Genomic DNA, 23981 nt, shown 5'->3' with positions numbered 1-23981 from the left:
GTTAAATTAGGCTTTAGTGCCGCCCCTTAATGCGGTGGCCAGATCGGCGAGTGCGCGGGGGACGAAGGCAAACCCGGCAAACAGCGCGGGCAGGGTGAGCTGGACCCAGTAGAAGTTCTCCGGCCGGGCAAACAGCGCCACCATGGTCAGGAACCCGGCAAACCAGAGCGTGGCGAACAGGCCCAGTCGTCCGCCAAGGCCGAGCCAGCCGAGCAGCGGCAGGATCGCCAGCGGGGCGGCGAGCCAGGTCGGCAGGAACAGCAGCGCGGTGAGGCTGGCGATGGCGTAGAGCGGCAGGCTGTAACCCGCGAAGGCGGCCCAACCCTGCGATGCGGCATCTTCGGGCAGCCGCTGCGCCTCGACGCCGAGGTAATGCAGGTACATGCCCACGGCGAACACCAGCAGCAGCGCGGCAATCCCCGCCGCTTCCTTCCAGCGCTGATCGACCAGCGCAAAGGCCAACCATAGCAGAACGAACGGCAGCGCCAGTTCGCGCACGGCCAGCGCCAGCCCCGCGACCAGCAGCGCGGGCCACCAGCGCGCCGGATCGTACAGCGCCAGCGCCAGAGTCAGCAGCAGGCCCGCTAGCAGTTCGTGGATCAGCCCAGCCTCGGGCGTAATCGCCGCCGCACCGCCAAGCAGCAGCAACACGCCTGCGGCGATGCGTTCTGCGGGTTGGGCCAGGGCTCTCAGGCGGTGGATAAACAACAGGATGGCGGAGAGCAGCAGGCCCATCGCCAGCCAGTTTGCGCCTTGCAGTCCGATAATGGCGTGCAGTGTCGCCAGTGTCGGCAAGCGCACGGTGACGAAGGGGCGGGTGGGGTAATTGCCAGCGCGTTGCTCGGCCATCGCTGCGGGGTAATAGCCCTCGCCTGCAGTGACCCGTTCGGAAATGCGCCGGTAGAGCGCGAGGTCGCCTCCGTCCTCGTCGTCGAGCTCAGTCGCATCGGCAGTCTCAGCCGGTGCCGCTTCCTGCGCCACGGGGCCAACCGATACCGCCGCCCACGCCATTGCTCCCGCCAGCAGCGCCAGCAGCACCAGCGCCCCCCAGCGCGGCAGGCGGGCAAGCGGGCGGTCGGGAAAGGCTATCCCGCTCAATAGTCGCGCACCGATCGCCACAGCCCTGCCAGCGCGCGTGGGACGAAGGCATAGCCGACGAACCACACCGGCATCACCAGCAGCGCCCAGTAGAAATTGTTGTCGCGCCCGGCGATCATGAACAGCACCCCGTAGCCAAGGCAAAGCAGGAACCCGGTCACACCGAACCAGCTGCGCCAGCCTGCCCAGCCGAGTAGCGGCAGCAAGGCCAGCGGCGCCGCGAGCCAGCCGGGGAGCAGGTACAGCGGGCTGGAAAGGACAATGTTCGAAGTCCAGCCACCCAGCCCGCGCAGCGCCAGCCAGCTGGGTGAGGGTGGATCGCTCGGCAGCACATGCTGCGCCACGGCAGACAGGTGGAAAGCCAGTGCCAGCCCGAACAGCAGCACCGCCCCCAGCCAGGCCGCCGCCTCGCCGCGATTGCCGCGCGTCCAAGCCATCGCCGCCATCAGCAGCACGAAGGGCAGCGCCAGTTCGCGCACAAACAGCGCCAGCGCGCCCGCGATCACGGCAAAAATCCAGCGTTCCGGGCGATAGAGGCCGAGCGAAAGCGCGATCAGCATTCCCGTCCAGACTTCGTGCAGCACCAGGTATTGCGGCTTGAACCCGGTCGCCGCGCCGATCACCAGCAGCAGCAGGATGAACCGCAGCCGCCCCTGCGTGCCCGGCACGTCGCGCAGCCGGTAATGCCAGCTCACCAGCGTGGCCACGGCCAGCAGTGCTGCCAGCGCTATCATTCCCCAGTGGCCGAGCGCGGCAGTAACCCAGGCCAGCGTCGGCAAGCGCACAGCCAGGCCCGGACGGACGGGGAAATTGCGCGCCCGCTGTTCCTCCACCGCCGCCGCATGGTAATTCTCGCCCGCCGCCACCCGCTCGGCGATGGCATCGTAGAGTTGCAGGTCGGTATCGCGCGCGGGTTCTTCGCTCGCCGCAGGCTGGGCTTCAGCCGGGGCAGCGTCAGCAGCCGGTGCAGTCTCGGCAAAGGGATCGCCCGAAGTCCGCTCGGTCAGCGCGGCACCTACCAGCAGCGCGGCGACCAGCGCCAGCACCAGCATCGCCGCACCGGGAGCCCAGTGCGCGAAACGGTCCCAGGTTCTGGGTCGCGATCTTAGCCGAGCCACCCCAGTACACTCCCCCCATAGACCAGCGCTCCCCCCAGCAGCGCCGCCACGACATAACCGAACCAGCCATTACCCTGCCGCGCGCGCCGTTCCCAGACAAGCTCGACATGCGGCAGCGGTGCCGGTTCTGGTGCACCGCCGCGCGGCGGATACTGTGCCTCGATGCGGCGGACCAGTTCGGGGATCCGGAGCAGCGTTGCCCCATCCTCGCGGATGCGATCGGCCAGCGCAGCTTCCGGCCCCAGTTCGTCGCGGATCCAGCTGCGCACGTAGGGCGCGGACACTTCCCACATGTTGATTGCCGGATCGAGCTGGGTGGCGATCCCTTCGACCATCACCATCGTCTTTTGCAACAGCAGCAGGTGCGGCTGGGTCTGCATGTCGAAATCGCGAGTAATGGCGAACAGCCCGTCGAGCATCTGGCCGACGCTCAATTCGCTCACCGGCTTGCCGCGCATCGGTTCCCCCACGGCGCGCAGGGCGGTGGCGAATTCGTCCACCGAGTGGAAGCTGGGCACATACTGCGCTTCGAAATGGATTTCCGCCACCCGCCGGTAATTGCCGGTGATGAGGCCGTAGAGGATTTCCGCCAGCCATTGCCGCGCGCGCCGGTCGATCCGGCCCATGATGCCGAAATCGATGGCGACGATGGTGCCGTCTGCTTTCACGAACAGGTTGCCCTGATGCATATCGGCATGGAAGAAGCCGCCGCTGATCGCCTGGGTGAGGAAAGCCAGCACCAGTCGCCGCGCCAGTTCGGGCAGGTCGTGCCCGGCTTCCACCAGCGCCTGCCGGTCGGATATCTTGACGCCTTCGATCCACTCGATCGTCAGCACCCTGCCGTTTGTGCGGTCCCAGTCGATTTCCGGAATGCGATAGCCTTCGATCCCGCGCATCGCTTCGGCCAGTTCGGATGCAGAGGCCGCTTCGCGCCGCAGGTCGAGCTCGCTGTTGGTCCAGCGCTTGAAGTTGGCGATGGTCAGGCGTGGGCGCAGCCGGGTCGCTTCGCCACCCAGCGCCTCCAGATGCGCAGCGGCCCATTCGTAGGTGGCGATATCGCGGGCGAATTTCTCGCGGATGCCGGGGCGCAGCACCTTGATCGCGACTTCGCGTCCTTCGATTGTGCGTGCCTTGTGTACCTGCGCTATGCTGGCGGCACCGACGGGCACCGGGTCGACTTCGGCAAACAGTTCTTCCAGCGGCCGTTCGAAGCTGCGCTCGATCTGCTCGCGGATTGAGGTGAAGGAAACCGGCGGGAGGCTGTCCTGCAGGCTGAGCAGGTTGTGCGCGGCATCCTCGCCCACCAGATCAGGGCGGGTGGCGAGCGTCTGCCCCAGCTTGATGGCCGCGGGGCCGATGGCGCGGAAGGCCCCAGCATAGTCGGGCTCCTTCGGCTGAATGGTGCCGAAGCGGGCAATCCGCACCAGCCGCCGTACTGGTGGCGGGGTGTTGGGATCGCGTTCGATCCCGCGCAGCGCGCCGTGACGTGCCAAGGTGCGGCCCCAGCTGAGCAGCCGGAAAATATGCGTTGAAGGGCGAGTCACCCTAGACCTTCCACCCCGAATGGATGTTCACCGCGCCGCCGAGGATCTTCTCCACCCTGGTCCGCACGAACCCGGCCTGCCGGATCATCGCTTCGAACTCGGCGGGCTTGGGAAAGCGGCGGATGCTTTCGGCGAGGTAGCGATAGCTGTCCTCGTCATTGGCAATCGCCTTGCCGATCTTCGGCATCAACCGGTGCGAATAGAGATCGTAGACTTCCTTGAATCCGCCCCATTCGGTGGTGCTGAATTCCATGCAGTAAAACCGCCCGCCATATTTCAGCACCCGGTGCGCTTCGCGCAGGGCCTTGTCGATATAGGTCACGTTGCGGATGCCGAAGACGATTGTGTAGGCGTCGAACTGGCGATCGGGATAGGACAGCGTTTCGGCGTTCTGGCACGACCACGAGAGGCCATCTATCCCGCGCTGCATCGCCCGCTCGATCCCGACATCGAGCATATCCTGGTTGATATCGGCCACCACCACTTCGGCGCCGCGCGCGGCCATCCGGAAGGCGATGTCGCCGGTGCCGCCCGCCATGTCGAGAATCGCCTCGCCCGGCTGCGGTTTCACCCGCCGGACGAACTGATCCTTCCACAACCGGTGCATCCCGCCCGACATGGCGTCGTTCATGATGTCGTATTTGCTCGCCACGCTGGAGAAGACCCCGCCGACGCGGGCGGTCTTTTCTTCCGGGGCAACCTGTTCGTATCCGAAGGAAACCTGTTCGCTCATGGGCTGGGCCTTAGCTGGACATCACGGGGGGTTCCAGCGAAAGCCGCAGCGGTTGGGCGGTTTCACGCAGCGGCAGGCGGCGCGAACATGTTGGGTGCGAGATGGGCGAGGAAGTCCTGCTTGCCGAGGCTCACGCCCGCGCCGCGCAGGATCGCATAGACCATGCTGGCGTGGAAATAGAGATTGGGCAGGACGAACCCGCTGACATAAGTCGGCCCGTCGAACCGCATTCCGCCGCCACTGGGGAAAGTGACGACGATCTCGCCGCCATAGCCCGCTTCTACCGCTGCCGGATCGACCCCTTGCAGGAAGGTGATGGTCCGGTCGCAGCGGTCCTTCAATTCGGCAAAGCTCGTCTCTGTATCGGGCATGGCAGGAGCATCGCTGCCCGACAGCCGCGCCGCCGCGCCCTTGGCGATGTCCGAGGCGATCTGCACCTGCCGCGCCAGCGCATACATATCGGGCGCCAACCGCGCTTCGAGCAGCTCGGCTTCCGGCTTCTGCTCTGCTGCCTTGTCGAGCCACAGCTTGATATTGCCGAGCATGGTGATGCAGGGCGGAATGCAGGCTTCATGGGGCGTGATCGACAAGGCAGGTCTCCTGATGCGGGCGGATCGAGTAGCGCAGGTAGGACCGTTGGCGAGCGTGGACAAGCCGCATCGCGCGGACTAACCGGCACCCATGCCGGAACTTCCCGAAGTCGAAACAACCGTGCGCGGCCTCGCGCGTCTGCTCGATGGCGAGCGGATCGAGCGGGTTGTGCTCAACCGGGCGGATATGCGGTTTCCCTTTCCCCTGGGGCTGGTGCAGTCGCTGACCGGCGCGCGCGTGACCTCGCTGGGACGGCGGGCCAAGTACGGGCTGATCCATACCGATCGCGCCAGCACGATGATCTTCCATCTGGGTATGAGCGGGCGCTGGCGGATCGATCCGGGTGCGGACGAGAAGCACGATCATCTGGTGCTGGAGACGGCGCAGCACCGCTTCGCGCTCAACGATCCGCGCCGCTTCGGCTATGTCGATCTGGTCGACACGGGGTCGCTAGATCGCTGGCCCGCCTTTGCCGCGATGGGGCCCGAACCGCTGGGCGATGATCTGACGGTCGACCACCTGCGGGAAGCCACCAAGGGCCGCAAGCAGGCGATCAAGCAATTGCTGCTCGATCAGAACGTGGTTGCGGGCTTGGGCAATATCTATGTCTGCGAAGCGCTGTTTCGCGCCGGCATCGATCCGCGCAAGGCGGGCGGCAAGGTGACGCGGCCTGCGCTCACCCGGCTGCTCCCGGCGATCCGCGAAGTGCTGGAGGAATCGATCCGCGATGGCGGCTCCTCTTTGCGCGATTATGCGCGGCCCGATGGCGAACTGGGCTATTTCGCCACCCGGTTTCGCGTATACGGGCGCGAGGGAGAGGCCTGTCTGCACGGGGATGGTGGGCTAATCCGCCGGATCGTGCAGGGAGGGCGTAGCACCTGGTTCTGTCCCGCTTGCCAGAGGTAGCAACGGGGCCAGAAAGACTTGGGGCGAAAATGTTGACCTGCGCGCCCTTGCCCCCTATGTGGCGCGCTTTCCGGTGCCCTGGCGCCGACCTTACCGATTCTCAAGAGACGCAAGACCGGCCGTTAACGGGCGGCTGAAAGACAGGAACGAATATGGCCAATACGCCGCAAGCTAAGAAGCGCATCCGCCGCAACGACAAGCGCTCCGAAATCAACGGGGCCCGCAAGAGCCGCATCCGTGGTTTCGTCAAGAAGGTCGAGCTGGCCGTCGTCGATGGCGATCGCGCCGCCGCCGAAGCCGCGCTGAAGGTTGCGCAGCCAGAACTGGCGAAGGGCGTTGCCAAGGGCGTGTTCCACAAGAACACCGCCGCCCGCAAGATGAGCCGCCTTTCGAAGCGAATCGCGGCGCTCTGATTCGGCGTTGCGGTGCCTGCGATACGCAGGCTGCCGAGGCAATTTTGAGAACGAAATCGGAACGGGGCCGGTGGTGAAACCACCGGCCCCTTTCGCTTGGGCGATACATGGCATTGTGCAGGTGCAGCAAATGGAGGGAATCCCGCGATTCGCAGGACTGTCACAAAACTATCATTTAAATTCAAATATTTGAACGCAAGCCTGCGGCCTAGGGCCGAGTCAAGCGGCTAAATTTTAATAAATTCGTCACCCCGCTATTGCCCCCCCGGCCAAAGCCTTCATAAACGTATTTCGGGTCGGCGATGATCTCCATTTCCGGCGTTGCAACTTAGCTATCGAAACGAAAGTTCCGGCACCCCTGCCTGCGGGTTCCGGGCGGGGAAGATTTTGCTTTGATAGCCAGCATGACGGGGCGCAGGCGGTGAGGATGGGGTTCAAGGTATGATCCGGATGGGACCGCAAGGCGGCCGCAATCCTGCGGGCGCGGCCAATATGGCAGAGGACAGTATGGAAGATCGCGAAGCAGTAGACCTGGCCGCCGATTGGGCAGATATCAGCCAGGGCCTGCGCAAGGATCTCGGGCACCAGTTGTTCACCCAATGGATCAAGCCGATCCAGCTGGGCAAACTGGACAAGGAATCGGGCACGCTCGATCTGTTCATGCCTACCGAATTTTCCGCCAACTGGGTGAAGGAACGCTATCACGACCGGCTATCGCTGGCGTGGAAGATTGCCTCGTCCGAAGTGCGCCACGTGTCGATCAAGGTGCACCCCGGCCGCCGCAAGATCGCTGAATTCGACCTGCGCGGGCAGGACGGCTTCGGCCACCGCGCCGCCAACGATGCTACGCTGGCGATGGAGTCGATCGGTGACGATGGCTTCACCAGTTCGGTCGGGCTCGATCCGACGCAGACCTTCGCCTCCTTCGTCACCGGCAGCACCAATGTGCTAGCGAAGAACGCGGCGGAACGGATGTCCAAGGCCGAAAAGCCGCAGTTCAGCCCGCTCTACCTCAAGGCCGCGACCGGGCAGGGCAAGACCCACCTGATGCACGCCATCGGCCATTCCTATCTGCAGGCCTTCCCCCGCGCGCGGATTTTCTACTGCTCGGCAGAACGCTTCATGGTCGAATTCGTCCAGGCGCTGAAATCGAACGAGATGATCGAGTTCAAGGGCCGCCTGCGTGCATTCGACCTGCTGCTGGTGGACGATATCCAGTTCATCATCGGCAAGGCGGCGGCGCAGGAGGAACTGCTCTACACCATCGATGCACTGCTCGCCGAAGGCAAGCGGCTGGTCTTCGCTGCCGACCGCGCGCCGCAGGCATTGGACGGAGTCGAACCGCGGCTGCTCAGCCGCCTGTCGATGGGGCTGGTGGCCGACATCCAGCCCGCCGATATCGAGCTGCGCCGAGCGATTCTCGAAAGCAAGCTGACCCGCTTCGCCCCGCTGGACGTACCGAGCGACGTGATCGATTTCCTCGCCCGTACCGTCAGCCGCAATGTCCGCGAACTGGTCGGCGGATTGAACAAGCTGATCGCCTATGCGCAGCTGACCGGGCAGGAAGTTTCGCTCCAGCTTGCCGAGGAGCAGTTGACCGATATCCTTTCGGCCAATCGCCGCCGCATCACCATCGACGAAATCCAGCGCACGGTGTGCCAGTTCTACCGCATCGACCGCTCTGAAATGAGCAGCAAGCGCCGCGCCCGCGCTGTGGTGCGGCCGCGACAGGTGGCGATGTACCTCGCCAAGGTGCTGACTCCGCGCTCCTACCCTGAAATCGGGCGCAAGTTCGGTGGCCGCGATCACTCGACGGTGATCCACGCGGTGCGGCTGATCGAGGACTTGCGCACGCGCGATGCCGACATGGATGGCGATGTACGGAGTTTGCTGCGGCAGCTGGAGAGCTAGTTCTCTTTTGAGGCCGCCTCCGCGGCCTCGTCCTCGCTAGACGCGCGGCCGAGCCGCGCCCGCTGCGGGCGGCCGTTCGGCCTTGCGGTCCTTCGGACCGATCATGCCCTGTCTAACCTATCGACAGCCAATCCCGAGCCTGCCAACAGGCTTGCCATGAGCTTATCCCCTGACAGACTGGACCGTTTCGCGCGCCACATCGTGCTGCCCGAAGTCGGTGGAGCGGGGCAGGCGACACTGGTGGCAAGCCACGTCGCGATTATCGGGCTGGGCGGGATCGGCGCGCCGGTGCTGCAATATCTCGCGGGTGCCGGGGTCGGGCGGCTGACGCTGGTTGATGACGGGCAGGTCGAGGCGAGCAATCTCCAGCGGCAGACGATCTACACCACCCGCGATCTGGGCCACGGCAAGGCGACTTCTGCGCGCCGCTGGCTGGCCAATTTCGACGACGCGCTGGAGGTTTCGATTTCCGACCGGCGGATCGGGCCTGGCAACGCCGCCCAAATGATCGCGGGCGCGGGCTTGGTGATCGACGGGACGGACAATTTCGCCACCCGGCTGGTGGTTTCGGATGCCTGCGTGGCGAGCGGCATTCCCTTGCTCAGCGCCGCCGTGGGTCGTTTCCAGGGGCAGGTCGCGGCCTTTGCGGGCCATCTCTCCGATCAGCCGTGCTACCGCTGCTTCGTCGGAGATGCCTTCGATGCCGAGGACTGCGATACCTGCGCCGAGGACGGGATCTTGGGCGCGATGGTCGGCTGGGTCGGCACCTTCGCGGCGATGCAGGCGGTGCGCTTGCTCATCGCCCAGAGCGGCTTTGGCCAAATGGGCGATCCGCAATGGGGCAAGCTGCACCTGCTCGACGGACTGAAGCCGGCTATGCGGACCATTCGCATCGCCAAAGACTCGGGCTGTTCGGCCTGCGCTCCATCAGAAGGTTGAAACCATGGCCCGCAAGCATTCCAAGCACGGTCCCTACGATTACGAGGCGGAGGACGACGCTCCTCCCGCCGAAGTTCCGCCGTGCTGGCTCTGCGGGCGGCCGACCGGCAAGACGGTGGTCTGGCACCATCCGATCCCCAAGAGCCGGGGCGGGCGCGATACGGTGCCGATGCATCCGATTTGCCAGAACATGCTGATCACCAATTTCACCAATTCCGAACTGCAACGCCACGGGATGGATGCCGAAGGCCTGCTGGCCGATCCGACAGTGCGCAAATTCGTCGACTGGGTGGCCAAGAAAGACCCCGATTTCAACGCGCCGCTGGCGAAGAAGGGGCGGTGAGGGCGACTAGCCCAGCATCTCCTCGACCCACTCCGGCACCAGCGCGCTCGCCGGGCCGAGCCGTGTCTCATCGAACATCGCGCTGCCCAGGCTCCGCTCCAGATTGAGCTCCAGCGCCCGCGCCCCAACCCGCCGCGCCTCCTGCACGAAACCAGCAGCGGGATAGACCGCGCCCGAGGTGCCCACGGAAACGAACAGGTCCGCCGTCGCGATGGCGCGATAGATCTCCCCCATCCGGTAGGGCATCTCGCCGAACCAGACGATGTCGGGCCGCAGCGCCGATTGGCCGCAGGCCGGGCATGGTGGTCCGTCACGGAGGGTGCCGGTCCAGCGGTGGCGGGCGTTGCACAATCCGCACCATGCGGACAGCGCCTCGCCGTGCATGTGCAGCACCCTGTTCGCCCCGCCCCGCTCGTGCAGGTCGTCAATGTTCTGGGTGACGATCAGCAGTTCGCCGGAAAACTCGCTGTCCAGCCGCCCTAGGGCAAAATGCGCCGCGTTGGGCTGTGCCGCCTGCACATCGGCGCGCCGCGCGTCGTAGAACCGCTGCACCAGATCGGGATCGCGGGCGAAACCCTCCGGTGTGGCGACTTCGGTGACGGGGTGATCTTCCCACAGTCCATCGTCGGCGCGAAAGGTGCGCAGGCCTGATTCGGCGCTGATCCCCGCCCCGGTCAGGATCACGATGTTGCGTGGGGAAGTCATGGCGGGCATGAAGCACAGGGCACGGAGGAAGCGCAATGGCGAGAATAGGGATTATCGGCAGCGCAGGGCGCATGGGCGCGGCGCTGCAAGCGGCCATTGTGGCGGCGGGGCACGAGTGCTCGGGCGGCGCGGACAAGGGCGATTCGGTGGCCAACCTCGCCGATGCCAGCGATGCGCTGGTCGATTTTTCGGCCCCGCCTGCACTGAAGGACAATCTCCACGCCGCCATCGGCGCAGGCATTCCCATCCTGATCGGCACCACGGGGCTGGAGGCGCTGCACCATACCGCGATCGACGATGCCGCACGCGCGATTCCGGTGTTGCAAACAGGCAATACCTCGCTCGGCGTTACGCTGCTGGCGCATCTGGTGCAGGAAGCGGCGGCGCGGCTGGGGCCGGACTGGGATGTGGAGGTGGTGGAAATGCACCACCGGATGAAAGTCGATGCCCCCTCCGGCACCGCGCTGCTGCTGGGCGAGGCAGCCGCGGTCGGGCGCGGGATCGATCTGGCCGAACATTCGGAGCGTGGACGCGACGGGCACACCGGGCGGCGGGCCGAAGGCGCCATCGGCTTTGCCTCCCTGCGCGGCGGAACCGTGGCAGGCGAGCACTCGGTGATCCTTGCCGGAGACGAGGAACGGATCACCCTCTCCCACAGCGCCGAGAACCGCATGATCTTCGCACGCGGGGCGGTGAAGGGCGCGGTCTGGCTGGTCGGACGCCCGCCGGGGCGGTACACGATGCGCGATGTGCTGGGGATCGACTGAGGGGAAGATCGTGGTCGCAGGCAGGGCGGAAGCCGAAACGCAGCAATGGATCGCCACGCTCAGCGCCGACGAGCTGGCGCTGGCGCGCGACTATACCATGGGCAACCACTGGCTGATCCTTGCCGGACTACTGGTCTCCGCGCTGGTCACCTGGCTGATCGTCCGCAGCGGCTTGCTGGACCGGCTGGCGGGCAAGCTCGCCAAGCGCGGGTTCTTCCTGCGCACGCTGGCGGTGGCGGCGGTGTTCCTGCTGCTGCTGTCCCTGCTCAGCCTGCCATTCGCGCTTTACGAGGAATGGTGGCGCGAGACGCAATATGGCCGGACCAGCCAGCCGCTCGGTGATTTCCTGCTGCAGGATGCCATGAGCACGGTGATCTTTCTGCTGTTCGGCGGCCTGTTCCTGACCGGAGTCTACGCGCTGATCCGCAAGACAGGTCGCTGGTGGTGGGCCTGGGGCGGAGCGCTGGTGGCGGGCGCGGTGGCCTTCCTGCTGCTGCTCTCACCGGTGCTGATCGAGCCGCTGTTCAACGATTACCGGCCGATCCCCGAAGGTGAGGTGCGTACCGCTGTGCTCGAACTGGCTGCCGATGCCGGGGTGCCCGAGGACCGGGTGTTCCTCTATGACGGCTCCAGGCAATCGAACAATTTCACTGCCAATGTCTCGGGCGTGGGTGGGAATGCCCGGATCGCCATATCCGACGTGGCGATGGACGAGGCCTCGCTCGACGAGGTGAAGACCGTGACCGGGCACGAAATCGGCCACTATGTGCTCGGCCATGTCTGGCGCACGGTGGCGGTGCTGAGCCTGCTGGCGGTGGCCCTGTTCTGGCTGACCGCGCGGCTCTATCCGTGGTTCGCTGGCCGCTTCGGCACCGACGCGCCACTGGAAGACCCGCGCGGGCTGCCGGTATTCGCGTTCGTCCTGGGCCTGCTGTTCACGCTGGCGCAGCCGATCACCAAGATGATGACGCGGATGGGCGAGAGCGAGGCGGATGCCTATTCGCTGGCGCATGTCGGCCTGCCCGATGCGCTGGCGGGCGCACTGATCGAGACCGCCGAATACCGCTATCCGCTGGCTGGGCCGGTGGAAGAGGCGCTGTTCTACACCCACCCGACAGTCGAGCGCCGGATTCGCACGGCGATGGAATGGAAAGCGGCGAGCGGGGGCGGCGCGGTCGAGTGACGAAAGACCAGATTTTCGAATTCTTCCGCCGCCTCGCCGAAGACAATCCCGCGCCCGAGACCGAGCTGGAATACGGCAATGCCTTCCAGCTTGTGGTGGCGGTCGCGCTATCGGCGCAGGCGACCGATGTCGGGGTGAACAAGGCGACGAGAGCCCTGTTTCAACAGGTCCAGACGCCTGCACAAATGGTGCAACTGGGCCTCGACGGGTTGATCGCGCACATCAAGACCATCGGCCTGTTCAATTCCAAGGCGAAGAACGTGATCGCGCTCTCGCAATTATTGATCGACGAATTTGGCGGCGAGGTTCCGGCCACGCGCGAGGAACTGGTGCGGCTGCCCGGGGTGGGGCGCAAGACCGCCAATGTGGTGCTCAATTGCTGGTTCGGGCAGGAGACCTTCGCGGTCGATACGCATATCTTCCGGGTCGGCAATCGGACCGGCCTGGCGAGCGGCAAGACTCCCGAAGCTGTGGAGGCCAAGCTGGAGAAGCGGGTGCCTGCGCCCTTCCGGCTCGGCGCGCATCACTGGCTGATCCTGCATGGCCGTTATGTCTGCAAGGCGCGGACGCCGGAGTGCTGGCGGTGCCGGGTGGTGGACCTGTGCTCTTACCGCAAGAAAGTGCTCAAGCCGCCGAAGGGCCGTCAGTCGGCGAACCAGTAGCAGGTGGCGCGCATTTCCAGGCTCACCCTCGGCGGCGCATCGGCGGGGGCGAGCGGATTGTCGAAGGCGCCGTGCGGCATCAGTTGTGCGCGGGCGGGATCGCTTTCGGAGGTCTTGAACACCAGTACTTCGCCGGGGTGCATATGGCTGAACCAGAACCAGCGGTGTGCCGGATTGTGCGCCAGCAGGTAATTGGCAAAGCCCCACTCGGGCGAGCCGTCGAGCGGATCGAAGATCGCCCGGCAGGGCAGCAGGTCACCCTCGGCAAGCGAGGTCCAGTCGCACAGGCCCAGCGGCACGTCCTGCGGCGGATCGCTGAGTACGCGCCAGACATTGTACTGCGCGCTGCGGGCAATGGTCCCTTCCGGCGCGGAGCGGGCGCGGGCCTCGGCAGCATCCTCGCGCGCCATATCGACGTGGACGAAGCGGGCGGGATGCGAGTTGTCGTGGCGGGCGTTGGCTCCCGCTTTCTCGGAAAAGCGCAGGATCGCGCCGGGAGTCATCACCACCCGATCGCAGCCGGTGACGGCGGTGAGCAGTTCGACGATCTCAGCCGGATGATCCCGCCGCACCGCATCAAGATCGGTCAGGTCAGCCAGTGCGCTGCGATGTTCGACCAGCTGGAACCCCTCGACATCGAGCGAGCAGTGCCGCCCGCGCGCATCGGCAATTTCCACCTCCACTCGCGCGAGCGGGACGAAGTCTTTCTCGTGCGCGTTGGCGTAGAAGTAGGGTTCGCGCGCGGTCCGCTCGGAATAGCCGACCCGGGCGCGAACCGTCGCCATCAGGCGGGTGCGAAGTCCTCGGTGTCGATCGTCGGCAGGATCGCCGCGTGATAGCGGTGCCCGGCCACGGTCTGCTGGTTCACGATCCGCCCGGCTTCGGCGAGCACCTCGTCGCTCACCTCCAGCGACAGCGAGGCCATGTTGTCCTCCAGATGCGCCATGGAGGTGGTGCCGGGAATGACGTGGCAGACCTCGCTCTGCGCCAGCACCCAGCGCAAGGAAAGCTGCGCAGGAGTCAGGCCATTGGCGCGCGCCAGTTCCGCCAACTGGTCGATCAGCGCCAAATTATGCGGCCAGTTCTCCGCATTGAAGCGCGGCATCTTGGTGCGCAGGTCGCTGTCCTCCAGCGTGGCCGGTTCGCGCAGTTCCCCGCACAGCGCCCCGCGCCCGACCGGGCTGAACGCCACCAGCGGAATTCCCAGTTCGTCGCAAGTCGCCAGCACGCCCAGTTCGACATTGCGCGTCCATAGCGAAAATTCGGTCTGCACCGCGCCCATGGGATGCACCTGGTGCGCCTCGCGGATATGCGCCGAAGACCATTCGGATACGCCATAGGCCCCGATCTTGCCCGCTTCCACCGCGCAGGCCAGCGCGCCCACGCATTCGGCGACGGGCACCTTGGGATCGAAGCGGTGCATGTAGTAAAGATCGATATGGTCGGTCTGGAGCAGTTCGAGGCTGGTCTCGATTGCGGAGGCAATCGCCTCCGGGCTGCAATCGACCCCGCGCTTTGGCCCGTCGACAGTAATGCCGCACTTGCTCGCGAGGAAAAATTCGCTGCGCCGCCCCTTCAGCGTCTCACCGATCAGCTTCTCGTTTTCGCCCGCGCCATAAATCCGCGCGGTATCGAGGTGATCGCATCCCAGGTCGAGCGCGCGGTGCAGCAGCCTGGCGGCCTCATCTGGTGGTGGCGGGGCGCCATAGGCCCAGCTGACATTCATGCAGCCCAGCCCGACGGGATTGAGCGCCCTGCCGTTGATGCTGCGCGGTCCCACCGCCATCAGGACCAGCCGTCCTGTGCTTCGAGACTCTGCGCCAGTTCGCCGATCACGCGGTAGCAATCGAGCACTTGCGCAACGCTCGAATTCGGCTCGCGCCCCTCGCGGATCGCGGCGATGAATTCGCGGTCCTGCAATTCGATGCCGTTGTTGCTCACCGCCACCCCGGTCAGGTCGATCTGCTCCTCCTTGCCGGTGAACAGGTCGTCATAGCGTGCCAGATAAGTCGCCGTATCGCCGATGTAGCGGAAGAAGGTGCCCAGCGGGCCATCGTTGTTGAACGACAGCGAGAGGGTGCAGATCGCCCCGCTTTCACTCTTCAACTGGATCGACATATCCATCGCGATGCCAAGGCCCGGATGCTTCGGCCCCTGGATCGCGTTGGCGGCAACGATCTTGCCCGCCTGGTAGGCGAACAGGTCGATGGTGTGCGCGGCGTGGTGCCAGAGCAGGTGATCGGTCCAGCTGCGCGGCTCGCCCTTGGCGTTCATGTTCGAACGGCGGAAAAAATAGGTCTGCACATCCATCTGCTGGACGTTGAATTCGCCGCCGGTGATCTTGTTGTGCACGAACTGGTGGCTCGGATTGAAGCGGCGGGTGTGGCCGACCATGCAGACGAGGCCGGTTTCCGCCTGCTTGTCCATGACGGCCTGCGCATCGGGCCAGCTATCCGACAGCGGGATTTCCACTTCGACGTGCTTGCCCGCATCCATCGCCTTGATCGCCTGCTCGGCGTGCATTTGCGTGGGAGTGCAGAGGATCACCGCGTCCACGTCATCGCGCGCGAGCGCGGCGTCGTAATCGGTGGTGGCAAAGCCGACGCCGTATTTGTCGGCCATCGCCTGCGTCTTGTCGAGCGTGCGGCCGACCAGCGCGGTGACTTCCACGCCGTCGATATTCTTGAGGCCATCGAGGTGCTTTTCACCGAATGCGCCGCCACCGGCGAGTGCGATTTTCATGTTTAACTCCTCAAATCCCCCTCCCGCTGGCGAGAGGGGTTAGGGGTGGGAATGAAACGGGGTGCGGCCTGTTGGACAGGCCCACCCCCGGCCCCTCCCGCAAGCGGGAGGGGAGTTTGAGTTACGCCGCCGCCATCGAGTGGCCGCTCAGCACCCGACGCGGGTCCAGCGGTTCGCCTGCCGTCTCTTCCGGCTGGAGGATGAGCGCACCCAGCGCGGTGTTCGAGGCCGGGATGTGGTAGAAATTGTACAGGTCACGCACCTTCTCCGGCAGCGCGCCGCGCATGATCAGCCACATCACCAGCTCGATGCCTTCGGAACCAGCCTCGCGCAGGTAGTCGATGTGCGGCTTTTTGCTCAGCGCTTCAGGATCGTTGATCAACTGGTCGATGAAATCGAGATCGAATTCCTTGTTGATGAGGCCGGCACGTGGCCCCTGCAACTGATGGCTCATCCCGCCGGTGCCCCAGACGTGGACGTTGAGATCTTCGGGGAAGCTCTCCACCGCCGCGCGGATGCTGTCACCGAGCGCAAAGCAGCGCGCGCCCGAGGGCGGCGGGTAGGTGACGACATTGACCGGGAAGGGAATGACCTTGCACGGCCAGGCATCCGGCTCGCCAAACATCATGCTGAGAGGGATGGTGCAGCCGTGATCGACATCCATCTGGTTGAAGATGCACATATCGAAATCGTCGAGGATCAGGCTCTGGGCGATGTGCCAAGCGAGATCGGGATGGCCGATAACATCGGGCACCGGGCGCGGGCCCCAGCCTTCATCGGCAGGCTTGAACACTTCGCCGCAGCCGATCGCGAAAGTCGGGATGATGTTCATGTCGAAGGCGGAGGCGTGATCGTTGTACACCAGCACCACCACGTCGGGCATATTCTCCGGCCTGGCGATCCATTCCTTGATCGCCTTGTAGCCGTTGAACACCGGGCCCCAGTAATCGTCCCCGGTCTTGCCGGTCTGTATCGCTGCGCCGAGCGCGGGGATGTGGCTGGAGGTGATACCTGTGGTTACGCGGGCCATGTCAATAGGCTCCCTTCTTCGATCTTACACCTTCGGGCGAACGGCCGCCCGCGAGCATCATCTGGGCATATTCTTCCTGGGTCATCCCGGTCATCGAACCGGCGGCCTGCTGGAAGCTCTGCCCATCGGTGGAAAACAGCTTGGCGAGATAGTAGACGTTGCCGCCCTCGTCGATCATCGCGTTGTAATCGCGCGCCAGCACTGCGGCCTTGGCCGCATCGGTGAGGTTCCATTCGTCGAGATAGGCGGCGTTGTCGGCCTTGAACCGTTCGCGGTTTTCTTCCTTCATCAGGCTCATCGCGAACTGGTTCAGCCAGTATCCCTTGCGCGCCCGCTGCGCGGTGAAGACGCGGGTGCCGGGGATATCCTCGAACTCGGCGAGATATTCGTGGATGTTGATCCGTTCTTTTTTCGGCTGGGTCATTTCAGGTTTCCTTGGCGTCTTGCCATTCGTAAGTCAGCGGCGCCTCGCGGAAAGCGAAGCGGTCGATATGTTCCTCGATTACCGCGCGCATGCGTTGATTTTCATCAAGGTCGGCGGTGGTGAGGGTGATGCCGATGCCGCCTGCATGAGCGGTCATTACGCAATTGGTGTGCTCGCTGAAGGGGAAAATGCCCATGCCGTCGCCCTCGTCGTAACTGGTGGCCAGCTTGTGGCCCCAGTGGCTGACGAGCTGCTGGATATAGCGTTCGGGCTTTTCGCAGGGCGCGAATCCGGTGGCGGTGGCGCTCATAATCCGCGGGCCTTCAGGATCGTATCGAGCCGCGGATAGACGATCCGGGCATTGCCTTCGAATATCATGTGCTTCTCCTGCTCGGAGATGTCGAGCGCGTCGATATAGCGTTTGGTATCGTCGAAATAATGGCCTGTCTGCGGATCGATCCCGCGCACCGCGCCGACCATCTCGCTGCCGAACAGGATGTTCTTGTTGGCGATCACGTCTGCCAGCAGGTCGATCCCCGGCTGGTGATAGACGCAGGTATCGAAGAACACGTTGTTCATCAGGTGCTGCTCGATATCGGGCTGCTTGAGCATGTCCGCGAGGCCACGATAGCGTCCCCAGTGATAGGGCACCGCGCCGCCGCCGTGGGGAATGATGAGCTTCAGGTCGGGATAACGGCTGAACAGGTCGCCTTCGAGCAATTGCATGAAGGCGACGGTATCGGCGGCGAGATAATAGCCGCCGGTGGCGTGCATTGCCGGGTTGCAGCTGCCCGAAACGTGGATCATCGCGGGCACCTGCAACTCGCACATCGCCTCATAGATGGGGAACCAGTACGGATCGGTCAGCGGCGGGTGAGTGAAGTGGCCGCCGCCGGGATCGGGATTGAGATTGCAGACGACGAAGCCCAGTTCCTCGACGCAGCGGCGCAGTTCGCGCACGCTTTCGGTGAGGTCCGACTTGGGGCTCTGCGGCAGCATGCAGCCGCCGATGAAGGTATCGGGGAACAGCTGGGTGACGCGGTAGATCAGATCGTTGCAGCGCCGCGCCCATTCGCTCGCCACCGCCTGGTCGCCGACATGCGGGGCCATCGCGCTGGCGCGGGGGGAGAAAATCGTAAAATCGGCGCCGCGTTCCTGCACCAGCTTCAACTGGTTGTCCTCGATCGTGCGGACGATCTCCTCGTCGGAGATTTCCGGATAGGGAGGGCAGAGGGTGCCGTTCTTGAACGCCGCCTTCTGCTCCTCGCGCCACATGTCGTGGCCCTTGGGCAGGACAGTGTAGTGGCCGTGGCAGTCGATGATGAGGCTCATCGGTCGGGTCTCTCCTTGAAGTCCGGATTCGCCCGGATCGCCGCCAGCTTAGCAGAAAGCGTGGCGGGCGGGGGCGCAAGTTGCAATTGGCCGAGCGCTTGCTGGCGCTGTGTAGTCTGCTCGCTCATCAGCGGGGCAATGCGGAGGTCGCGGAGCATGGCGCTGGCTTCGGCCATTTCGGCGGCACGGCGCTGGCCGTGGACCAGCATCCGGTCGAGATTGTACTCGCCGCGCTCGGCCCAGCTTTGCGGCTTCTCGCTGGCATCGAGGCTGGCGAGCACTTCGTCGAGCACGCCCGCTGCGCTGGCCGCGAGCACCATTTCGGCGGTGAGCGCTTCGAGCCCCTTGACCATGACCGAACGGCACAGCTTGATTGCGCTGGCGCGGCCGACTTCCTCGCCGACCACGCGGACATTGGTGAAACCTAACGCAGTGAGCATCTGCTGCGCCGCTTCAGCCTGCGCGCCAGCCAGCAACAGCGGCACTGCCAGTCCTTTGTCGACCGGAGCCATTACCGCGACATCGACGTAAGCGCCGCCCACCGCCTCCACTGCCTCGGCAGCAGCACGCTTGGTGCGGGGAGCGACCGAATTCATATCGAGGAACAGCGCGCCCTCGGGCGGCAGCGCGGCATAGTCCCGCGCTGCCGCCAGCGCCGCATCGGCGGTGACCAGGCTGAGCACGCAATCCGAACCAGCGAGAGCGGCAGCAGCATCCCCGCCAGCTTCCACACCGCACTCCGCCATCGCGAGCCGCCGCGCTTCCAGCACATCCCAGCCTCGCGCGTGTCCGTGCCACGCTCCAGCGCGGGCAAAGCTCTCCCCCGCCTCGCCGAAGCCGATCAGTGCCACACGGGGGGCAGAAATTTGCGATTCTGTCTTGGTCATCACTCTCGACGCAATGCCCTATCAATTGTAAGTGGTGCTTACAAGTTTGGAGCCAAGTGTGCCTGGCCAGCTTGACGCAGTGCGGAGCCGCGTTCAGGCGGGGCGGCAAGGGACAAGAGGAGAGAATCGCGCATGGGTGTCGTCGTCCAGAATATCGAACGGGCCGATCCCGAAGTGGTGGAGGCTCTGGGTAAGTGCGGGGTCGCCACGGTGCACGAATCGCAGGGCCGCACCGGGCTGCTGGCCAGCTATATGCGGCCCATTTACGCGGGCGCGCGCATCGGTGCTTCGGCGATCACCATCTCGGTGCCGCCCGGCGACAACTACATGGTCCACGCCGCGATCGAGCAGTGCCGCGAGGGCGACATTCTGGTGATCGCGCCGACCAGTCCTTGCGAAGACGGCTATTTCGGCGACCTGCTCGCCACCAGCGCACAGGCGCGCGGAGTGCGCGGGCTGATCATCGACGCAGGGATTCGCGACGTGCGCGACTTGACCGAAATGCAGTTCCCGGTCTGGGCCAAGCGGGTCTTCGCGCAGGGGACGATCAAGGCCAGCCTCGGCAGCGTGAACATCGACGTGGTCTGCGCCAGTGCCTTCATCCGCCCTGGCGACGTGATCGTCGCCGATGACGACGGGGTCTGCGTGGTCCGCCGTGAAGATGCCGAGACGGTGCTCCAGACGGCGCAGGCTCGCGAGGCGAACGAGGAAAGCAAGCGCCAGCGGCTGGCAGCCGGCGAATTGGGGCTGGATATGTACGGCTTCCGCCAGAAGCTCACGGACATGGGGCTGAAATGGGTTTGAGCGCGACAGTCCCCCTCCCGCTTGCGGGAGGGGTTAGGGGTGGGCGCGAGCGCAGCGATCGACGCGATTACAGGCCCACCCCCGGCCCCTCCCGCAAGCGGGAGGGGAGAAGGAAGATCGTATGAACCAATCCCAGGTCATGTGGATGCGCGGGGGGACGTCGAAGGGCGGGTACTTCCTCGCAGCCGATCTTCCCACCGATCCCGACGAACGCGCCACATTCCTGCTCGGGGTGATGGGCAGCCCCGATCCGCGCCAGATCGACGGGATGGGCGGCGCCGATCCGCTCACCAGCAAGGTGGCGGTGGTGCAGAAGTCGGCGCGGCCCGGCATCGATGTCGATTACCTGTTCCTGCAGGTGTTCGTCGATCAGGCGATCGTGTCCGACGCGCAGAACTGCGGCAATATCCTTGCCGGTGTCGGCCCCTTTGCCATCGAACGCCACCTGGTCGAGCCGACCGGCGATGTGACGCAGGTCACCATCTACATGGAAAACACCGGCCAGATCGCCGTGGCCAGCGTCGAAACCCCGCTCGACGAAATCGGGCGGCGGCATGTCAATTATTTCGGCACGGCGCGGATCGACGGGGTGCCGGGCAGCCATGCGCCGATCCCGATCGATTTCCGCGATACCGCAGGATCGAGCTGCGGCGCGCTGCTGCCCACCGGCAATGCCTTCGACGTGATCGAATGGGTGCGCTGCACCCTGATCGACAACGGCATGCCGTGCGTGGTGTTCAAGGCCGAGGATGTCGGCGCGAGCGGGTACGAGACCCGCGAGGAACTGGAGAGCGAGGCCTTCGCGCCGATCCGTGCGAAGATCGAAGCAATCCGTCTGGCGGCAGGCCCGCTGATGAACCTTGGCGATGTCAGCGCGAAATCGGTGCCGAAGATGACGCTGGTCGCTCCGCCGCAGCATGGGGGTGCGCTGACCACGCGGGTGTTTATTCCGCATCGTGCGCACGCCAGCATTGGTGTGCTGGGCGCGGTAACGGCGGCGACGGCCTGCCTTGTCGAAGGCTCGCCCGCTGCCGAAGTGGCCTCGGTGCCGGAAGGCGATGTGAAGACGCTCAGCATCGAGCATCCCAGCGGTGAAATGACCTGCGTGATGACTCTCGATGCATCGGGGCAGGTCGAAAGCGCCGCGCTGCTGCGCACCGCGCGTAAGCTGATGGATGGCACTGTATATGTTTGATCGAACCTCGGCGCGTGGCCTTCGACAAGCTCAGGCTGAGCGGGATTTTTCCAAGGCCCTAGTCCCATCTCCGCTCATGCTGAGCCTGTCGAAGCACGCAGTGCAACCGGAGTCCAAATGACCAACCGCATCACGTCCTGGCACCCCGCCCCCAGCAAACCGCGCTTCACTCCGCCCCCCGGCGCGGTCGATGCGCATTGCCATGTGTTCGGGCCGATGGCGCAGTTCCCCTTCAGCGCGAAAGCCAAGTACCTTCCCGAAGACGCCGGGCCGGACATTCTGTTCGCCCTGCGCGACCATCTCGGCTTCGAAAAGAACGTGATCGTGCAGGCAAGTTGCCACGGGACGGACAATGGTGCCACGCTCTATGCCATTGCCAAGTCGTGCGGGAAAGCGCGCGGGGTGGCGGTGGTCGATCCGGCGATTTCGGAGGAGGAACTGGCCGCGCTGCACGAAGGCGGGATCCGCAGCATCCGCTTCAATTTCCTCAAGCGGCTGGTGGACAATGCGCCCAAGGACAAGTTCCTCGAAGTCGCTGCGCGGCTGCCCGCCGGTTGGCACGTGGTGATCTATTTCGAAGCCGATATCCTCGAGGAAATGCGCCCCTTCATCGATGCCATTCCGGTGCCGGTACTGGTCGATCACATGGGCCGCCCGGATGTGACGCAGGGGCCGGACGGGCCGGACATGCGCGCGTTCCGCCGCTTGCTCGAAAGCCGCGACGACATCTGGTTCAAGCCCACCTGCCCGGACCGGCTCGACGCGATCAAGGAAGGCGGCAGAGGCGACCCGTGGGACAATTTCGCGGCGGCCGTCGCCCCGCTGGTGGCCGACTATCCGGATCGCTGCGTCTGGGGCACCGACTGGCCGCATCCCAATATGCAGGACGAAGTGCCCGATGACGGGCATCTGGTCGACATGATCCCGCGCATCGCGCCGACAGAAGAATTGCAATCGAAGCTCTTGGTCGAAAATCCGAATCGCCTATACTGGTCGGATTAGGGCTGGCGTATGATCGGCCGTGGACGGAGAGAGAGATGGCCGAGCGGCGCCTCGACAAGGCATTGTGTGACTGGTTTGCGGATGAGCAAGTGTTCGACACAACCATCGGCGACCTGCTCCGCCAGCAGGCGGTCGAAAGCTCCTCTGCCGACGCGCTGATCGAAGGTCTGCCCGACGGTACGAGCGGACGGCGCTGGACCTATGCAGCATTGCTTGCGGATACCGAACGGCTGGCCTTGGGGCTGGCGGCGCGGTTCCAGCCCGGAGAGAAAATCGCGGTCTGGGGGCCGAACCTGCCCGAATGGGTGCTGCTCGAATATGCCTGTGCGCTCGCCGGGCTGACGCTGGTAACGGTCAATCCCGCATACCAGAGGCGTGAGCTTGCCTATGTGCTGCAACAGTCGCGCGCAGCGGGCCTGTTTTTGGTGCGGGAATTCCGCGGCAATCAAATGGCGGCCATTGCCGCCGAAGTCGCGCCGAACTGCCCCGCGCTGCGCGAAATTGTGGACATGCAGGAGCACGCCGCGCTGTTCACCGATCCATCCGGGACGCTGCCGCAGGTCGATACGAACGATCCGGCGCAGATCCAGTACACCAGTGGCACCACAGGCTTCCCGAAGGGTGTCGTCCTGTCGCATCGCAACCTCACCAACAATGCCCGGCTGTTCGTGCAGGCAGGCGGGTTGGGGGACAACCAGTCCACGCTGGGGCTGACACCGTTATTCCATACGATGGGCTGCTCGATGGGCGTGCTCGGCGCGCTGCAATCGGGCTCGTCCTACTGCCCGCTGTTTGCATTCGATCCCAATGCGGCGCTGGACCTGATCGAGCGGGAAAAGGTGACCTGGACGATTTGCGTGCCGACCATGGCGGTGGCGATGGTGGCCGCGCAAAAAGCGCGCCCGCGCGATCTCACTTCACTGAAGCTCATCGGCATGGGTGGGGCAATGGTCGCGCCGGAACTCGCGCGGGCGGTGCAAGGCGTGCTCGGCGCGAAGGCCTTGGTAGCTTACGGCCAGACCGAAAGCAGTCCGTTGATCACCAGCGCCCGCCCGTCCGACACGATCGAGGACGTATCGACCACCATCGGTCAGCCCGCCTTGGGCTGCGAAGTGGGCATTTTCGATCCGCTGACGGGTGACGTGCTGCCCTGCGACACGGTGGGCGAAATCCGAGCTCGCAGTTACGCCACGATGCTCGGTTACAACGACAATCCCGAAGCCACGGCCGAGGCGGTGGACGCACAAGGCTGGCTGCATACCGGCGACCTCGGGACGATGGACGATCGCGGCTATGTGAAGATTACCGGCCGGGTGAAGGACATGATCATTCGCGGCGGGGAGAACCTTTTCCCGGCGGAAATCGAGAACGTGCTGCTCGAAGTGCCCGGCGTGGCCGAGTGCGCGGTGGTGGGCGTACCCGACGATGTGCTGGGCGAAGCCGTGGCGGCATTCGTGCGGATGGAGGACGGCGCTGCGTTCGATCCCGATGCGCTGCGCGCGCATTGCCGGTCACAGATCGCGCCGCAGAAATGCCCTGCCTACTGGCAGCAGGTGGAAAGCTGGCCTTTGACCGGTTCGGGCAAGATCCAGAAGTTCAAGCTAAGGGACGAATGGGTGGCGGCGCGGGTGGCGGAGAAGGCGGCCTCCTAG

General features: G+C 64.9%; 26 protein-coding genes. 12 read left to right on the top strand and 14 right to left on the bottom strand.

What is annotated here, in order from left to right:
- Positions 1 to 6: 6 nt before the first annotated feature.
- From JY451_03880 to JY451_03860, 5 genes are all read right to left on the bottom strand, one after another.
- A complete protein-coding gene (locus tag JY451_03880) occupies positions 7 to 1098 on the bottom strand; it encodes a hypothetical protein (protein QZH75742.1) in 1092 nt (363 codons plus the stop codon).
- Positions 1095 to 2216: a hypothetical protein gene (locus tag JY451_03875; GenBank protein QZH75741.1), complete on the bottom strand. Its 1122-nt coding sequence runs from the start codon at positions 2214 to 2216 to the stop codon at positions 1095 to 1097. Before JY451_03875 ends, JY451_03880 begins: the two co-directional genes overlap by 4 nt.
- A complete protein-coding gene (gene ubiB / locus JY451_03870; GenBank protein QZH75740.1) occupies positions 2204 to 3760 on the bottom strand; it encodes a 2-polyprenylphenol 6-hydroxylase in 1557 nt (518 codons plus the stop codon). Before ubiB ends, JY451_03875 begins: the two co-directional genes overlap by 13 nt.
- A 1-nt stretch (position 3761) precedes the next feature.
- Positions 3762 to 4493 carry a class I SAM-dependent methyltransferase gene (locus JY451_03865; protein QZH75739.1) on the bottom strand — a complete coding sequence of 244 codons (732 nt, stop codon included), beginning with the start codon at positions 4491 to 4493 and terminating at the stop codon, positions 3762 to 3764.
- Positions 4494 to 4555: 62 nt separating this feature from the next.
- Complete coding sequence (locus JY451_03860) at positions 4556 to 5083, bottom strand: DUF1993 domain-containing protein (protein QZH75738.1); 528 nt, start codon at positions 5081 to 5083, stop codon at positions 4556 to 4558.
- 91 nt (positions 5084 to 5174) lie between these two features.
- Here JY451_03860 and mutM point away from each other — a divergent pair, with 91 nt between their 5' ends.
- The 5 genes from mutM to JY451_03835 all read left to right on the top strand — a co-directional run bounded on the left by mutM (position 5175) and on the right by JY451_03835 (position 9596).
- The gene (mutM, locus tag JY451_03855) at positions 5175 to 5990 is read left to right on the top strand and encodes a bifunctional DNA-formamidopyrimidine glycosylase/DNA-(apurinic or apyrimidinic site) lyase (protein QZH75737.1); all 816 of its coding nucleotides are present in this window, start codon (positions 5175 to 5177) and stop codon (positions 5988 to 5990) included.
- Positions 5991 to 6142: 152 nt separating this feature from the next.
- A complete protein-coding gene (rpsT, locus tag JY451_03850) occupies positions 6143 to 6403 on the top strand; it encodes a 30S ribosomal protein S20 (protein ID QZH75736.1) in 261 nt (86 codons plus the stop codon).
- A gap of 450 nt (positions 6404 to 6853) precedes the next feature.
- Positions 6854 to 8314: a chromosomal replication initiator protein DnaA gene (gene dnaA, locus JY451_03845; GenBank protein ID QZH76544.1), complete on the top strand. Its 1461-nt coding sequence runs from the start codon at positions 6854 to 6856 to the stop codon at positions 8312 to 8314.
- A 156-nt stretch (positions 8315 to 8470) separates the two neighbouring features.
- Complete coding sequence (locus tag JY451_03840) at positions 8471 to 9253, top strand: HesA/MoeB/ThiF family protein (protein ID QZH75735.1); 783 nt, start codon at positions 8471 to 8473, stop codon at positions 9251 to 9253.
- Between the two features lie 4 nt (positions 9254 to 9257).
- Positions 9258 to 9596 carry a hypothetical protein gene (locus tag JY451_03835; GenBank protein QZH75734.1) on the top strand — a complete coding sequence of 113 codons (339 nt, stop codon included), beginning with the start codon at positions 9258 to 9260 and terminating at the stop codon, positions 9594 to 9596.
- A 6-nt stretch (positions 9597 to 9602) separates the two neighbouring features.
- Here JY451_03835 and JY451_03830 read toward each other — a convergent pair whose 3' ends face one another.
- Positions 9603 to 10301, bottom strand: a complete 699-nt coding sequence (locus JY451_03830; GenBank protein QZH75733.1) for an NAD-dependent deacylase — start codon at positions 10299 to 10301, stop codon at positions 9603 to 9605.
- 35 nt (positions 10302 to 10336) lie between these two features.
- Between JY451_03830 and JY451_03825 the strand changes: the two genes are divergently transcribed.
- Genes JY451_03825 through nth form a run of 3 tightly spaced genes read left to right on the top strand, consistent with a single transcriptional unit; the run spans position 10337 to position 12913 of the window.
- Positions 10337 to 11068: a 4-hydroxy-tetrahydrodipicolinate reductase gene (locus JY451_03825; GenBank protein QZH75732.1), complete on the top strand. Its 732-nt coding sequence runs from the start codon at positions 10337 to 10339 to the stop codon at positions 11066 to 11068.
- A complete protein-coding gene (locus tag JY451_03820; protein ID QZH75731.1) occupies positions 11049 to 12251 on the top strand; it encodes a M48 family metallopeptidase in 1203 nt (400 codons plus the stop codon). The genes JY451_03825 and JY451_03820 overlap by 20 nt, the downstream gene beginning before the upstream one ends.
- Entirely contained in the window at positions 12248 to 12913 is a 666-nt protein-coding gene (gene nth / locus JY451_03815; GenBank protein ID QZH75730.1) for an endonuclease III, read from the top strand. Before JY451_03820 ends, nth begins: the two co-directional genes overlap by 4 nt.
- Here the strand turns inward: nth and JY451_03810 are convergent.
- The 8 genes from JY451_03810 to JY451_03775 form a co-directional block, all read right to left on the bottom strand.
- Positions 12895 to 13698 (bottom strand): hypothetical protein, encoded by an 804-nt coding sequence (locus JY451_03810; GenBank protein QZH75729.1) that lies wholly within the window; start codon positions 13696 to 13698, stop codon positions 12895 to 12897. The two genes, nth and JY451_03810, sit on opposite strands and share 19 nt — an antisense overlap.
- Positions 13698 to 14699, bottom strand: a complete 1002-nt coding sequence (locus JY451_03805) for an aldo/keto reductase (GenBank protein QZH75728.1) — start codon at positions 14697 to 14699, stop codon at positions 13698 to 13700. Before JY451_03805 ends, JY451_03810 begins: the two co-directional genes overlap by 1 nt.
- Complete coding sequence (locus JY451_03800; protein ID QZH75727.1) at positions 14699 to 15655, bottom strand: Gfo/Idh/MocA family oxidoreductase; 957 nt, start codon at positions 15653 to 15655, stop codon at positions 14699 to 14701. The genes JY451_03805 and JY451_03800 overlap by 1 nt, the downstream gene beginning before the upstream one ends.
- 121 nt (positions 15656 to 15776) lie before the next feature.
- The gene (locus JY451_03795) at positions 15777 to 16685 is read right to left on the bottom strand and encodes a protocatechuate 3,4-dioxygenase (GenBank protein ID QZH75726.1); all 909 of its coding nucleotides are present in this window, start codon (positions 16683 to 16685) and stop codon (positions 15777 to 15779) included.
- Position 16686: 1 nt separating this feature from the next.
- Positions 16687 to 17109 carry a protocatechuate 4,5-dioxygenase subunit alpha gene (gene ligA / locus JY451_03790; GenBank protein QZH75725.1) on the bottom strand — a complete coding sequence of 141 codons (423 nt, stop codon included), beginning with the start codon at positions 17107 to 17109 and terminating at the stop codon, positions 16687 to 16689.
- 1 nt (position 17110) lies between these two features.
- Positions 17111 to 17419 carry a DUF2218 domain-containing protein gene (locus JY451_03785; protein ID QZH75724.1) on the bottom strand — a complete coding sequence of 103 codons (309 nt, stop codon included), beginning with the start codon at positions 17417 to 17419 and terminating at the stop codon, positions 17111 to 17113.
- Positions 17416 to 18441: an amidohydrolase gene (locus JY451_03780; GenBank protein QZH75723.1), complete on the bottom strand. Its 1026-nt coding sequence runs from the start codon at positions 18439 to 18441 to the stop codon at positions 17416 to 17418. Before JY451_03780 ends, JY451_03785 begins: the two co-directional genes overlap by 4 nt.
- Complete coding sequence (locus JY451_03775) at positions 18438 to 19328, bottom strand: NAD(P)-dependent oxidoreductase (GenBank protein ID QZH75722.1); 891 nt, start codon at positions 19326 to 19328, stop codon at positions 18438 to 18440. The genes JY451_03780 and JY451_03775 overlap by 4 nt, the downstream gene beginning before the upstream one ends.
- 132 nt (positions 19329 to 19460) lie before the next feature.
- On the opposite strand from JY451_03775, the gene JY451_03770 reads away from it, so the two are divergent.
- From JY451_03770 to JY451_03755, 4 genes are all read left to right on the top strand, one after another.
- A complete protein-coding gene (locus JY451_03770) occupies positions 19461 to 20132 on the top strand; it encodes a 4-carboxy-4-hydroxy-2-oxoadipate aldolase/oxaloacetate decarboxylase (GenBank protein QZH75721.1) in 672 nt (223 codons plus the stop codon).
- Between the two features lie 139 nt (positions 20133 to 20271).
- Positions 20272 to 21327, top strand: coding sequence for a 4-oxalomesaconate tautomerase (locus tag JY451_03765; protein ID QZH76543.1), 1056 nt, complete (start codon positions 20272 to 20274; stop codon positions 21325 to 21327).
- A gap of 117 nt (positions 21328 to 21444) precedes the next feature.
- Complete coding sequence (locus JY451_03760; GenBank protein ID QZH75720.1) at positions 21445 to 22329, top strand: amidohydrolase family protein; 885 nt, start codon at positions 21445 to 21447, stop codon at positions 22327 to 22329.
- Between the two features lie 35 nt (positions 22330 to 22364).
- On the top strand, positions 22365 to 23981 hold the full coding sequence (locus JY451_03755; protein ID QZH75719.1) for an AMP-binding protein: 1617 nt from the start codon (positions 22365 to 22367) through the stop codon (positions 23979 to 23981).

The organism is Erythrobacter sp. (assembly GCA_019739335.1).
Taxonomy (GTDB): domain Bacteria; phylum Pseudomonadota; class Alphaproteobacteria; order Sphingomonadales; family Sphingomonadaceae; genus Alteraurantiacibacter.
The sequence above is the reverse complement of the archived record's forward strand: the minus strand, read 5'-3'. Positions and strand labels throughout refer to the sequence as shown.

What these genes read in the sequence shown, in the direction of transcription:
- JY451_03865 (QZH75739.1), bottom strand. Translation starts at nt 4,493, where the DNA reads ATGAGCGAACAGGTTTCCTTCGGATACGAACAGGTTGCCCCGGAAGAA.
- mutM (QZH75737.1), top strand. Translation starts at nt 5,175, where the DNA reads ATGCCGGAACTTCCCGAAGTCGAAACAACCGTGCGCGGCCTCGCGCGT.
- rpsT (QZH75736.1), top strand. Translation starts at nt 6,143, where the DNA reads ATGGCCAATACGCCGCAAGCTAAGAAGCGCATCCGCCGCAACGACAAG.
- dnaA (QZH76544.1), top strand. Translation starts at nt 6,854, where the DNA reads ATGGGACCGCAAGGCGGCCGCAATCCTGCGGGCGCGGCCAATATGGCA.
- JY451_03840 (QZH75735.1), top strand. Translation starts at nt 8,471, where the DNA reads ATGAGCTTATCCCCTGACAGACTGGACCGTTTCGCGCGCCACATCGTG.
- JY451_03835 (QZH75734.1), top strand. Translation starts at nt 9,258, where the DNA reads ATGGCCCGCAAGCATTCCAAGCACGGTCCCTACGATTACGAGGCGGAG.
- JY451_03830 (QZH75733.1), bottom strand. Translation starts at nt 10,301, where the DNA reads ATGACTTCCCCACGCAACATCGTGATCCTGACCGGGGCGGGGATCAGC.
- JY451_03825 (QZH75732.1), top strand. Translation starts at nt 10,337, where the DNA reads ATGGCGAGAATAGGGATTATCGGCAGCGCAGGGCGCATGGGCGCGGCG.
- JY451_03820 (QZH75731.1), top strand. Translation starts at nt 11,049, where the DNA reads ATGTGCTGGGGATCGACTGAGGGGAAGATCGTGGTCGCAGGCAGGGCG.
- JY451_03810 (QZH75729.1), bottom strand. Translation starts at nt 13,698, where the DNA reads ATGGCGACGGTTCGCGCCCGGGTCGGCTATTCCGAGCGGACCGCGCGC.
- JY451_03805 (QZH75728.1), bottom strand. Translation starts at nt 14,699, where the DNA reads ATGGCGGTGGGACCGCGCAGCATCAACGGCAGGGCGCTCAATCCCGTC.
- JY451_03800 (QZH75727.1), bottom strand. Translation starts at nt 15,655, where the DNA reads ATGAAAATCGCACTCGCCGGTGGCGGCGCATTCGGTGAAAAGCACCTC.
- JY451_03795 (QZH75726.1), bottom strand. Translation starts at nt 16,685, where the DNA reads ATGGCCCGCGTAACCACAGGTATCACCTCCAGCCACATCCCCGCGCTC.
- ligA (QZH75725.1), bottom strand. Translation starts at nt 17,109, where the DNA reads ATGACCCAGCCGAAAAAAGAACGGATCAACATCCACGAATATCTCGCC.
- JY451_03785 (QZH75724.1), bottom strand. Translation starts at nt 17,419, where the DNA reads ATGAGCGCCACCGCCACCGGATTCGCGCCCTGCGAAAAGCCCGAACGC.
- JY451_03780 (QZH75723.1), bottom strand. Translation starts at nt 18,441, where the DNA reads ATGAGCCTCATCATCGACTGCCACGGCCACTACACTGTCCTGCCCAAG.
- JY451_03775 (QZH75722.1), bottom strand. Translation starts at nt 19,328, where the DNA reads ATGACCAAGACAGAATCGCAAATTTCTGCCCCCCGTGTGGCACTGATC.
- JY451_03770 (QZH75721.1), top strand. Translation starts at nt 19,461, where the DNA reads ATGGGTGTCGTCGTCCAGAATATCGAACGGGCCGATCCCGAAGTGGTG.
- JY451_03765 (QZH76543.1), top strand. Translation starts at nt 20,272, where the DNA reads ATGTGGATGCGCGGGGGGACGTCGAAGGGCGGGTACTTCCTCGCAGCC.
- JY451_03760 (QZH75720.1), top strand. Translation starts at nt 21,445, where the DNA reads ATGACCAACCGCATCACGTCCTGGCACCCCGCCCCCAGCAAACCGCGC.
- JY451_03755 (QZH75719.1), top strand. Translation starts at nt 22,365, where the DNA reads ATGGCCGAGCGGCGCCTCGACAAGGCATTGTGTGACTGGTTTGCGGAT.